Here is an 11,719-nt window from a genome sequence, read left to right as displayed (position 1 = left end):
GTGAAAGAAATGGATACGCTGAATTTGGAGGGATCAATTGTGTACACAGAAGAATTTGCCAAACTTTGGTCGAAGCTGTCCAAAGACTATCAGTCGCATATGGAGAATGAGCTGTCGCCATCCCTGACGGAATCGCAGTTAACCGTTCTGGAACTGCTGGGAGACCAGCCGAAGATGAAACCGTCGGATATGATTCCTTTTCTGGCTACGACACCAGCTGCGGTAACCATGCTTCTGGACCGGATGGAGAAGGGCGGCCTCATCTCCCGCGAACGGGATGAGAACGACCGGAGAATTGTTTGGGTGTCCATTACGGAGAAAGGGAAAGAGCAGGCCGAGCACGGACGGGAAGTCCGCACCGAATTTCTGAGCCAGATGCTGGACCGGATCTCGACTCATAATCAACAGCTGCTGCTGTTTCTGCTGGGCAAAATAACAGCATGACGGCAGTTTCATAAATGTGAACCTAGCGCGTTCACGCGATCTTGACACAATGAATTAGCCGCAGCTTTACGGATCTATTAAATAAAAGGGCTGGCCGCCAGGACAACTGCTGTGATGTCCTTTGGCGAATCAGCCCTTTTTATTTTTGTGAGTGTCAGAAGCGCAGCTGTCCGATTTCACGGGTCCAATGGGACCAGGGCTGCTGCTCCGGCGGAGCAGACACCAGCTTGACCAGCTCTTTGGTCACAGGATGCGGGAAGCCGGCAAAAGCCGACCACAAGGCGATCTGCTGCCCTGGTTTATTCACGTTCGCCCCGTATTTCTGATCCCCGTAGAGCGGGGTGCCCGTATGGCTGAACTGCACGCGGATTTGATGCGGCCGCCCGGTTTGCAGTTCAACTCTCACCAAGGATAGGCCGTCTGCCGGGCTTCCGACCACGTAGTATTCCAGAATGGCCTCCTTGGCGCCGTTTGTGCCTTTGGGAACGACGGAAACGGTGTTGGTCCGTTCATCCTTCAGCAAATAATGCGTCAGCCGTCCTGACCGGACGGCAGGCACGCCGTGAACTACGGCGAGGTAGGTCTTCTCAAACTGCCGGCTGCGTACAGCCTCCGATAAACGTGAAGCGGCTTTGGACGTTTTGGCGAAAATCATAGCCCCGCCGACCGGACGGTCCAGCCGGTGAACCAGCCCCAAATACACGTTGCCGGGTTTGCTGTAGCGCTCCTTCAAATCCTCTTTCAGCAAAGTCAGCATATCCGGATCGCCGCTGGCATCCTCCTGCACCGGCACGTTCACAGGTTTCTCAACGCCGAGCAGGTGATTGTCCTCGTATAGAATTGTCATGGAAGGCGTGCTCCATGTGCGGGCTAGCGGTTCGGACATGATTATTCCTCCCAGCGTCCCAAAATGCCGCAAGGCAGGGTAAGGCCGGATCGGGTAATCGGCAGGCCAAGCTCGCCGGCCGAGATACGCCCGCCATAGCGGCGCTGAACGGTCATGGACAGCATATTGTGCAGCACGGTTGGGGAGATCCCGGTCGTATACGAGTTAATCAGGAAAAAGAGCGGCTTGTCCGACAAGATGCTCAGGCAGGATTCCAGGAACGGATACAGGCTTTGCTCCAGCTTCCACATCTCGCCGCCGGGTCCTCTGCCATAAGAAGGCGGATCCATGATGATCGCGTCATATTTGTTGCCTCTGCGCTGCTCGCGCTGTACGAATTTGAACACGTCGTCGGTGATGAACCGGACGGGACGGTCGCCAAGACCGGACAGCTGCAGGTTTTCTTTCGCCCACTGCACCATGCCTTTTGCGGCGTCAACGTGTACGACCGAAGCGCCGGCGGATGCGGCGGCAACGGATGCGCCGCCGGTATAAGCGAACAGGTTGAGCACGGAGATCGGCCGGCCGGCTCCTTTAATTTTGTCCATCATCCAGGACCAGTTGGCGGCCTGTTCAGGGAACAGCCCTGTATGTTTAAAGCTGGTCGGTTTAATATAAAACTTCAGATGATTATAGGAGATCGTCCATTTGTCAGGGAGGGGCTTCTTCATGTCCCAGCTGCCCCCGCCAGAGGAGCTGCGGTGGTAATGGCCGTGCAGATTCTTCCATTCTCCGGTTTCATGTTCGATCGGCCATATGATTTGCGGATCGGGTCTGCGGAGGATAACGTCTCCCCAGCGTTCGAGCTTGTCCCCGGCTCCTGTATCGATCAGTTCGTAATCTTTCCAGTCTGTTGCCATGTACATGTTCTTCATTCCATCCTTCCAGCTACAAACCATCGGCTCCGCCTGCAGGGTGCAGCGGAGCCGACGATTTGATCAATTACCTTATATTGTACCTCATTTTAAGGGCTTGATGCCAGAAGAACCCGTTCAATTTTTAAAACGGTCAGCGCAGGACTGCGGGCGGGGTCATGGCCGCCAGCTGTAATAGTCCTGTACCTGGATTTGTTCAAAGCCGCAGGACTGATAGAGCTGCAGAGCCCGTTTATTATCCAGCGCAACCTCGAGGAATAAATCTCTGCCTTTGGCCTGCTCATCATGCACCAGCTTCATCAGCACCGAACGGCCAATCCCCTGCCCTCGGAAGGCGGCGTCTATGACAAAACCGTATATCCAGCTTTCCGTTGGACCGTATTGGACGCGGATTTTGCCCGTATCTTGCCCGCCAAACTCAATGACATACGTAACGGAATCCGTGCCATCTGCTTCGTTCTGCTCTAAGGAATCAGCGTTCAGCCATCCAGCTTCTTCCTCCGTCAAGCCAAACCCCTGCATGTCGAGCCGGTTCAGGAAAGCGCAGTCGGACAACTTCGCTTTCCGAAGCGAAACCTTAAGAAGGGGCGGTGCCAAACGGCCGATCGCCTCCGGGTTAAACTTCATTTGATATTCGGTCAGAGTAACCGCAAGGCCCAGCCGCGCCGCAAAACCCTTTCCGGAGGCGGAAGCGGCCGGAATATTAAGCAGAATTTCCTTGTACTTTGCCGCGCGTTCCGGCGGGAGCGCCTCTGCCAGCAGTGAGCGGAAGATGCCTTTTCTCCGGCTGGCCGGGGCGACCATGCCGCATAACTCCAGTTTGGAGGCAAAATCGTATAAGCCGAGGAAAGCGATTATTTTCCCGTTCTCGCGGTAAACGAAATCATAATGCTCGTCAGACTTGCGGGTTTGCAGCATATCCCAGTTCAGCTTCAGCGAAATCCCATCGGCCTGCTCTACTTCCTTCTGCAGGGATTTGACTTGTTCCCAGTCCTGTGTGTTCAGCATGTTTAGAGCCTCCATTTTGTACAGATAGAAATATTGTAACGGGGATTTTCGGTATACGGGTAGAGGAAGGTTGGTTTAACCTGTTTTTTATTTGGCCGGAGTTCGATCAGTAAAGCCTTCCAAAGCCGGCGGCATGACGGAGATCGAATCTTGACAAGCCAGCCTGGGCGGGCGTAAGTTTGTTACTATTAGATCAAAGGATCCAAAAAAGGAGGAGAAGCATGGGCAATATCATCGAACTCAAACATGTATCATGGCGCCGTGACGGCAAAACGGTCTTGAACGATATCAATTGGACCGTTAAAGAAGGAGAAAACTGGGCGGTATTCGGCCTAAACGGGTCTGGCAAAACGACTATCCTGAACATGCTCAGCGGTTACCTCTGGCCCTCGGAAGGCGAGGTGCACGTTCTGGGCCATAAACTCGGGGAAATCGATGTTCGGGAGCTTCGCCGCACGATCGGCTGGGTAAGTTCGTCGCTCGAGGAGAAGGTTTACGGCACAGAGAAAGCGCAGGATCTGGTGGTCAGCGGGAAATATGCTTCGTTTGGACTGTATGAGAAGACATCGGAAGAGGATTATGAACGTGCGACCAAGCTGATGGAGCAGCTGCGCTGCGGCCATTTGCTGGATCGGACTTACCAGACCTGCTCCCAGGGAGAGAAGCAGAAGTTATTGATTGCCAGAGCGCTTATGGCTTCGCCAAAACTGCTCATTCTGGATGAAGCTTGCAACGGACTGGACTTCATCTCCAAAGAAGGGCTGCTGGAAAGCATTGAACAGCTGGCTCAGGGTCCGGACGCGCCTCACCTGATGTTCGTCACGCATCATACGGAAGAAATTTTGCCGGCATTCAGCCATACGCTTCTTCTGAGAAGAGGGCAGGTCTACGGGCAGGGACTTACGCGGGACATGATGAGCAGCGAGATTTTATCCGAATTTTTTGAGCTGCCTGTCGGGGTTACCTGGAGCCATGACCGGGCTTGGCTGTCCAAAGGCTAAGGGGCTGATATTAGTTTAGGAAATAGAATGAAACAGAATTTGGGTAAAATTGTGTTTTTCCGTGAAATTTTAGAAGCTGATCTTACAAACAGCTCCCGAAATGCCGATTTCTTAATATAGAGGTACTATTATAACAGGCAAGAGCAGGCAATGCGCCTGCGTTACATAAGATGCCATCGTTATTCCGATAGCTGAAGCAAGAAGAGAAAGAGGAAAGAGGCACAGCATGAAGGAACAAAGAAAGTTTGAACGGTCTAAAATTCCGCCGCTCGAGGTCGAGGTCAGTCAGATTGAGGGGGAGACCGGCGTTTATAAGTATGTCAAAATGATCATTGAAGAAGTAAGTGAAGAAGGCATGCGATTTTGGGCTTCCGTGCCTTTTAAAATTGGAGAGATGATCCGGTTTGATCTGCCAACCCTGCAAATGGAGTCCTTGGTTCAAGGACGTATTTCCTGGGTTCAAGGAACGGAAGAGACCGGTTACCGATGCGGCCTTCATATGATCAATGAATAGGAGGAGTATCCACATGACGCCATGCAGTGTGATTCATTCTGCGGAAGCGGAAATTCTAAAAATACTTTCTAAATATACTTCAGACGCCGTGGTATGGATGAATGACGATGGAGTGATTTTGAATGTGAACGAGACTTTGCTGACTCTCTCCGGCCATCCGGCGGAGTATTTTGTCGGCCGGCCGTTCGGCCGTTTCTTCGGCGTTCAATTGCTGCACCAGTTAAACCAATCCAAAGTTTATGTTCGTGACGTGAATGAAAGAGAACTCGAGCTGGAGATGACCATAGCACCGGTGGATTATGAGGGGAAACGCGCCGGTATTCTTGCCATCGGCCGTCCAGTCAATCCAAATCGGCTGCAGGAGCAAGCGCTGATCCGCCAGATCCGCCAACTGACCTATTATGACAGCCTTACAGGTCTGCCGAATCTGAATAAATTCAAAGAGGTATGGCAGCGTCTGCACGCCCATGCCTCGCCAGAGGCCACGTGCGCCATCGTGCTGCTGGATTTGGACCGTTTTGGCATTGTTAATCATTATGCCGGTTATGACCGCGGAGATGACTTCCTGGTGGCCGTATCCCAAAGACTGACTTCGATTATCCGTCAGGAGGACCCCGTATTCCGCTGGAGCATCGACCGCTTCCTCATTCTTCTGCAGGACGTCAACAAACAGCAGGTCCGTCAGATTGCCGAACGCATTCTGGAGCAGTTCCAGCTGCCGTTTGTTGTGAAGCAAATGGAGATTTCCATCACGCCGAGCCTAGGCATCACGATGAGTCCGGAAGACGGCGAAGATGTGGACATGCTGCTTAACAACGCTTCAACCGCAACCTATTATGCCAAAGAGGCGGGGAAGAACAGCTACCGCTTCTACAGCCGCAATATGGACAGCGGTGCTTCGCTTGCTATGGAGCAGCAGCTGCGTAAGGCGCTGGAACGCAAAGAGTTTGTCCTCCATTATCAGCCTAAAGTGGATATTGGCCGCGGCGAGGTGGTGGGCGTTGAAGCGCTGCTGCGCTGGAACCATCCCGATTTCGGTCTTGTTCCACCCAATCAGTTTATTCCTTTGGCGGAAGAAAGCGGGTTGATTGTACCAATTGGCGAATGGGTGCTCGAAACCGCTTGTCTGCAAAACAAAGCCTGGCAGCAGGCCGGCGTTCCGCCTGTGTTTATGTCGGTTAATTTATCTCCCCGCCAGTTCAAGGATGGGAGCATCGTGCAGAAAGTCAAACGTTCGCTTGAGAAGTCCGGTTTATCTCCGGAGTTTCTGGAGCTTGAATTAACGGAGAGCATGATGCTTGATATGAGCTATGCGGCGGAAACGCTGGCCCAGCTCAAGCAGCTGGGCGTTCGCACTTCGCTTGACGATTTCGGCAAAGGGTACAGTTCTTTAACTTATCTGAAATCGCTGCCGCTGGATATCCTAAAGGTAGACAGTTCTTTTGTCCGGCATTGCACGGAGAATGATCAGGATGCGGTGCTGCTCAAGACGATCATCAACATGGGGCAGAACCTGGAAATGACCGTAGTTGCGGAAGGCGTCGAAGAAGAAGAACAGCTGGAGATGCTTAGAAGCTTCGGGTGTCATCAGGCTCAGGGGTTCCTGCTGAGCATGCCGGTTCCCGGCGAAGCTATTCCTTCGGCAATCTCCGGCATTCGTGCCCGATTTCAGGGCGGAGCTGAAGGAAGCGAGTCAATTACATAAAAAATGCAGAAATGATAGCAGTATGAGTAGCGTTTAACGACAAGAGAGGGCGGGCCCCTTTCCAATAGATTTGCTAAGAGTTTCAAAAGTTAGAGGTTTCGGACGGAGAAGTCCGGGCCTTTTGTTTTTTTTTGGGGAAGGAATTGATTCTTTTCAGAGGATTCCCGAATATGCTGGTTAAGGAAGGTTGATTATCAGCCAGTCTAGCGACAAGGAGTCGAGCCTTATGCATGCAGCCGTCAGCTGGCCGGAATTCTGGAGCACCTTTCGAGTATCCATCTTAATCAGTTTGCTTGGCGCTCTGATCGGCCATTATTCCAAGAACGGAGTCATTCAGTTTCCGCTATTTGTCATTCCTTACGAAAGAAGCAGCTGGTTCTCGCAATGTCTCGATTATCCGTTAAAATGGGGCAACTTGCTGAGAAAGGTTATAGTTTATCTGCTCCTCGGTCCGATTGATCTGCTGTTGTTTGTGATAGGGTTCCGAGGGGACCAGTACGGGAGCAAACGTGTTTATCTGGAGCTGGGGTGGATGGGGGATATTCTGATTGGCGTGGGAACGGGTATTTTAGCGAAAACGGCGGTCGAAATGGCGGGCACCAACAACTTATATGCAGAAGTAAGCGCGGCATTTATCGCTGGTTTTGCAGGATTATCCTACATACGAGATCGACAGCGCAAAGATTTGGGAATGGATCAGAAGCTGGACCCGAGTACGGTGGTGGAGCCTGTTCAAACAGCCGGCCCGGATAATTCACCGGCCAGGTCCTCGGAACCGGAACAGAAGCCGCCAGGCATTTGAATCGGGGAAAGGGAATAAAATGGGGAAAGACTTGGGCCGTTTACAGCTTTATCGTGATGCACCATACGGCTGTGCGCTCAGTATGATAGAACAAAAGGAGGGGTTCTTTTTGGCTAAGAAAATCAGCGTGACAGCCCACGAATATCAAGAGCTGGAGAAGCTGGCGGACATCGTCAATAACTTGAATGTGCCGGCAGGAAAACGGAAAATCGCCAAAGCTCAATATGAAGCTATTCTGCGGCTGGCCAAAAATAGACCCAATGAACCAAGAATCTTGGACAGCCGCAGCCGTATTGTGTGAGAAAATACAGCAGGGGCCTGCCTAAATCCGAGCCCGGCCGTAGAGGCGGCGGGCTTTTTGCTGTTTAACAGATGCAAAGCGTAGCCATTCCAATGTTGTAAAGTTTATAATAGAGTTCACTATAAGAACGTTTAGCATTATTTTTACATAAGGAGCTTACCTGGATGAAAATAAAAGTCATGATTGCTGACGACAATTCTTTTATTAGAGAAGGTATGAAAATCATTCTGTCCAGCTTTGACGAATTCGAAGTGATCGGAACGGTGCAGGATGGGGCGGAAGCCGTGTCTTTCTGCCGGGATCATGAGGTGGATGTCGCCATGCTGGATATCCGGATGCCGAATATGAACGGTGTGGAGGCGACGCGCCTGATTGCAGCCGAAGGAACGGCAAAGCCGCTGATTTTGACGACTTTCGATGATGATGAGTTTATAATTGACGCCATTCAGGCGGGGGCACGGGGTTATCTGCTTAAGAACAATGATCCTGAACAGATTCGGGATGCCATTAAAAGCGTATTCCATAACCACCATGTCCTGCAGGAGGTTGTTGTCGACCGGCTTAAAAGCGGGTTCATTGAACCTTCCAGCCAAAGCGATTCAAATGGCAGCCGGTCCTGCGAGGAGCCGGGTCCGCACGCCAAACTTGATTTAAGCCTGTTCACAGACCGAGAGCTCGAAGTCATGACTCAGATTGCCAAAGGATTGTCCAATAAAGGCATTGCCAAAAAGCTGTTTCTGTCCGAAGGAACGGTCGCCAACCACATTACGTCGATTTTGAACAAAACGGGGCTTGCGCACCGGACGCAAATCGCCATCTATTTTCTGACCGGGGAAGTCAAGTGCCAAGATGAGTAGCCAGAAAATGATGCTGGAAGGATGGGTTATTGGGAGCAAGCTTGTGCTGCTGGGTTACGTCATTTGGGAGTCGTATTTCCATCAGAACCAGACTGGAGCCTGGGCTGTATTGGTCTACTTGATTTATATTTGCCTCGTCTTCGCTCAACTTGTTCTTAAAGACTGGCGGGCAATTTGTGCAATAGCTTTGGGGACCGCAGCCTACTTAACGGCTAGCTTCTGGCTGCTCCAAATCCCGCTCTTGCTTCTGCTGCTGCCGCTCAGCCTGATTGAACTGGGGGAATCCTTTAAACCCCGAGGTCTTTCGCTGCTGCTTCTGATTGCGGAAGCCTGGCTTGTGCCTGCTCGTGAGCTGCCTCTGTATGCAGCCACGGCCGCCATATCCTGGCTAGGCTATCTGATGATCAGGGAGGGCGGAGAGAAGCTCATCCGCCAGAACAGCCGGAATGAAGAGCTGAGTGCGAATCTCCAGCGGTTGACCCGGGCATTAAGCGAGAACAGGGAATATGCGAGGCAGTCCGAATATACAATCAAACTGGAAGAACGAAACCGGTTGTCCCAGCGGATTCACGATGAAATCGGGCACTCGATGGCTGGAGCGCTGATTCAGATGGAGGCGTCCAAACGGCTGCTCACCGTAAATCCGGAGAAAGCGGCCGAGCTGCTCGGCAATGCCATTCAAATTTCCAAGGAAGGTTTGGAACAAATTAGATTGACGCTCAAGGATACCAAGCCGAGATCCGAGGAACTGGGCATTAACCGTCTTCGTTTGTTTGTGGACGAGCTTGCGGCCAAACATTCATTATCAGCTTCTCTTACTTACGAAGGGAATCTGGACGTGATTACGCCGCTCCAATGGAAGGTGATCCAGGATAATGCCAAGGAAGCCGTTACGAACACGATTAAATACGCCCAGGCTGACAGAGTTCAGCTGCATGTCCAGGTCCTGCACAGGTTGGTGAAAGCCCAGATTTCCGACAACGGGATTGGCGCCATCCAGATTGTCAAAGGGTTAGGAATTACAGGGATGGAAGAGAGGGCCGCGTCACTCGGAGGAACGCTCATCGTGGACGGATCCGACGGGTTCCGGGTGATTACGCTCCTGCCTCTTGAAGGCAGCCGGGAGTTTACTCATGGCACCAGGTCATGAACATTCTCATTGATAAAGGATGAACTTATGCACTGACATAAGGGCGTCCTTTTTTATTATCATAAAGGCATATTCAAGTACAGGTACAGGAGTGATTCGGAGTGAACGTGCTGGAGATTAAGGATCTTACCCGTAAATTCGGGGATTTCATCGCCGTAGATCATATGAATCTAAAGGTTCGTGAAGGGGAAATTTTCGGGTTTCTGGGGGCCAACGGCGCCGGGAAAAGTACGACCATCAATATGATTTCATCCCTGCTGCGCATTACCAAGGGAGAAATCCTGCTGCTCGGCAAAAATATCAGCAAACATGGAAAGTTTGCCAAAATGAACATCGGCATTGTTCCTCAGGATCTTGCGATCTATGAAGAAATGACCGCCTATGAGAATATTCACTTCTTTGCAGGCTTATATGGGTTGCGGGGACAGGAGCTGAAAGAACGAACGCTGGAGGCGCTTGCGTTTGTCGGGCTGACCGACAAAGCCAAGGAGCTGCCCAAAAACTTCTCGGGCGGGATGAAACGCCGCCTGAACATTGCCTGCGCGATTGCGCATAAACCAAAGCTGATTATCATGGATGAACCGACCGTCGGCATTGATCCGCAGTCCCGCAATTACATCCTTCGTTCGGTCCGCAAGCTGAATGAAATGGGCAGCACGATTATTTACACCAGTCATTACATGGAGGAAGTTGAAGAGCTTTGTACGCGTATCGCCATCGTAGACCATGGAAAAGTCATTGCCGAGGGAACGAAGGAAGAACTCGAATCCAGCATTACAGACACCAAAGATCTTTGGATCAGCTATAAATCAGAGCTTCCGTTGGATTTGGAGCGTATCAAACAAATTCCGGGCGTCACTCAGGTGCTGGATGACCCGCTTGAACAAATGCTGAGAGTGCATTCCAAAACCGAAGTCAACAATTTGAATACGATTCTGCAGCAGCTGATTCAAAATGGCATAGAAATCCGCTCAGTGGATGAGAAAGCACCGAATCTGGAAACCGTATTTCTGACGCTGACCGGCAGAAATCTGCGTGATTAGGAGGGGAGTTTGTGAACATATTACGTATTACCCGCAAGGAGCTGCTGATTCAACTCCGAAACAAACAGACCTTTCTGTTCATGATCGCCTTCCCGATCGTGCTGATCCTGATTCTTGGTTCGGCGCTGACAAATGCATTCTCCGCAGAAACCACTGTTGATTCTATGAAGCTGCTGTACCGGGATAATGCCCAAAACGCACAGCTCAAAGAATCCTGGAAAGCTTTCTCAGAGGTCCTGAAGCAGGAGGGTGTCGAGCTCACAGCTTTGCCCAGCGGTACAGATGGCAAACAGGAGGTCCAAGATGACCTGTATACGGGTTATGCCGAACTGGATGACAACGGTATCCATTATTATGGAAGCTCGCAGCACCAGATCGAAAATAATATCGTTCAAAGCATGTTGTCCGTCTATGCCGACCGCTATAATCTCGCGGCAGCGGCCATCAAGATTGATCCGGCTTCGGTGCAGCCTATTGTAGCCGGCGTGGATTCATTTGGCGATTTCATTCCGGAAACCTCGCTCAACAAAGAAAAGCAGCCGGGCTCCATTGATTATTATGCGATTGCCATGTCTACGATGATTGCGCTTTATGCAAGCATGTCCTCAACCACTCTAATCCAGGGGGAGCATTCACGGAGAACGTCCATCCGGCTGAGCGCCTCTCCAGTAAGCAAGGGAGAAATCTTTGCGGGTAAAGTGATTGGCGCTACCCTGATTAATTTTGTATGCGTTATGGTTGTTGTCCTCTTCAGCGGACTGGTCTTCGGTGCGGACTGGGGATCCCATTATGGGGCAGTGGCTCTGGTTTTATTGACGTTGGTGGCTCTTTCAGTCAGTCTGGGGCTGTTCTGCGGCTATTTGTTCAAGGAGGCTTCCAGCGGCCGCACCTTTATCGTGATCCTCATTCAAGTATTTTCTTTTATAGGCGGGGCCTATTTCCCTGTGGGGGATGACTTTTCAGGTCATCTGGCTCTGATCTCGCCGCTCCGCTGGGCCAACCAGGCCTTAAACCAAATCATTTATGCCGATCAGGCGTCCGCCGCACTGCCGGTTGCGGTGTTTAATATGGCGCTGGTCGCAGTATTTCTGATCCTTTCGGGCATTTATATGAGAAGACAGGAGGCGCTCTAA

13 protein-coding genes are annotated in these 11,719 nt (G+C 51.4%); 10 read left to right on the top strand and 3 right to left on the bottom strand.

The genetic code is table 11. The features are described from left to right. The first annotated feature begins 39 nt into the window (after window positions 1-39). Window positions 40-444: a MarR family winged helix-turn-helix transcriptional regulator gene (locus tag AWM70_RS09290; protein ID WP_068700522.1), complete on the top strand. Its 405-nt coding sequence runs from the start codon at window positions 40-42 to the stop codon at window positions 442-444. A 154-nt stretch (window positions 445-598) separates the two neighbouring features. Here AWM70_RS09290 and AWM70_RS09285 read toward each other — a convergent pair whose 3' ends face one another. The 3 genes from AWM70_RS09285 to AWM70_RS09275 all read right to left on the bottom strand — a co-directional run bounded on the left by AWM70_RS09285 (window position 599) and on the right by AWM70_RS09275 (window position 3,213). Further along, a complete protein-coding gene (locus AWM70_RS09285) occupies window positions 599-1,330 on the bottom strand; it encodes an RluA family pseudouridine synthase (protein ID WP_068695750.1) in 732 nt (243 codons plus the stop codon). A gap of 2 nt (window positions 1,331-1,332) precedes the next feature. Further along, window positions 1,333-2,196, bottom strand: coding sequence for a class I SAM-dependent methyltransferase (locus AWM70_RS09280; RefSeq protein WP_068700520.1), 864 nt, complete (start codon window positions 2,194-2,196; stop codon window positions 1,333-1,335). Between the two features lie 165 nt (window positions 2,197-2,361). After that, window positions 2,362-3,213: a GNAT family N-acetyltransferase gene (locus tag AWM70_RS09275; RefSeq protein ID WP_068695747.1), complete on the bottom strand. Its 852-nt coding sequence runs from the start codon at window positions 3,211-3,213 to the stop codon at window positions 2,362-2,364. Window positions 3,214-3,434: 221 nt separating this feature from the next. Between AWM70_RS09275 and AWM70_RS09270 the strand changes: the two genes are divergently transcribed. The 9 genes from AWM70_RS09270 (at window position 3,435) to AWM70_RS09230 (ending at window position 11,719) form a co-directional block, all read left to right on the top strand. Further along, on the top strand, window positions 3,435-4,214 hold the full coding sequence (locus AWM70_RS09270; RefSeq protein WP_068695745.1) for an ABC transporter ATP-binding protein: 780 nt from the start codon (window positions 3,435-3,437) through the stop codon (window positions 4,212-4,214). 226 nt (window positions 4,215-4,440) lie between these two features. Further along, window positions 4,441-4,728 carry a PilZ domain-containing protein gene (locus AWM70_RS09265; RefSeq protein ID WP_068695742.1) on the top strand — a complete coding sequence of 96 codons (288 nt, stop codon included), beginning with the start codon at window positions 4,441-4,443 and terminating at the stop codon, window positions 4,726-4,728. Window positions 4,729-4,741: 13 nt separating this feature from the next. Beyond that, the gene (locus AWM70_RS09260) at window positions 4,742-6,433 is read left to right on the top strand and encodes a putative bifunctional diguanylate cyclase/phosphodiesterase (protein WP_068695740.1); all 1,692 of its coding nucleotides are present in this window, start codon (window positions 4,742-4,744) and stop codon (window positions 6,431-6,433) included. Between the two features lie 226 nt (window positions 6,434-6,659). Continuing rightward, window positions 6,660-7,235 carry a hypothetical protein gene (locus AWM70_RS09255; RefSeq protein WP_068695738.1) on the top strand — a complete coding sequence of 192 codons (576 nt, stop codon included), beginning with the start codon at window positions 6,660-6,662 and terminating at the stop codon, window positions 7,233-7,235. A gap of 109 nt (window positions 7,236-7,344) precedes the next feature. Then, the gene (locus tag AWM70_RS09250; RefSeq protein WP_068695736.1) at window positions 7,345-7,536 is read left to right on the top strand and encodes a hypothetical protein; all 192 of its coding nucleotides are present in this window, start codon (window positions 7,345-7,347) and stop codon (window positions 7,534-7,536) included. A 164-nt stretch (window positions 7,537-7,700) separates the two neighbouring features. Next, a complete protein-coding gene (locus tag AWM70_RS09245) occupies window positions 7,701-8,393 on the top strand; it encodes a response regulator transcription factor (protein WP_068695734.1) in 693 nt (230 codons plus the stop codon). Next, window positions 8,386-9,543 (top strand): sensor histidine kinase, encoded by a 1,158-nt coding sequence (locus AWM70_RS09240; protein WP_068695732.1) that lies wholly within the window; start codon window positions 8,386-8,388, stop codon window positions 9,541-9,543. Before AWM70_RS09245 ends, AWM70_RS09240 begins: the two co-directional genes overlap by 8 nt. A 101-nt stretch (window positions 9,544-9,644) precedes the next feature. Beyond that, on the top strand, window positions 9,645-10,586 hold the full coding sequence (locus AWM70_RS09235) for an ABC transporter ATP-binding protein (protein ID WP_068695730.1): 942 nt from the start codon (window positions 9,645-9,647) through the stop codon (window positions 10,584-10,586). 11 nt (window positions 10,587-10,597) lie between these two features. Beyond that, entirely contained in the window at window positions 10,598-11,719 is a 1,122-nt protein-coding gene (locus AWM70_RS09230; RefSeq protein WP_068695728.1) for an ABC transporter permease, read from the top strand.

The sequence above is a fragment of the Paenibacillus yonginensis genome (assembly GCF_001685395.1).
GTDB lineage: Bacteria > Bacillota > Bacilli > Paenibacillales > Paenibacillaceae > Fontibacillus > Fontibacillus yonginensis.
This window is presented reverse-complemented; position numbering and strand designations above follow the sequence as displayed.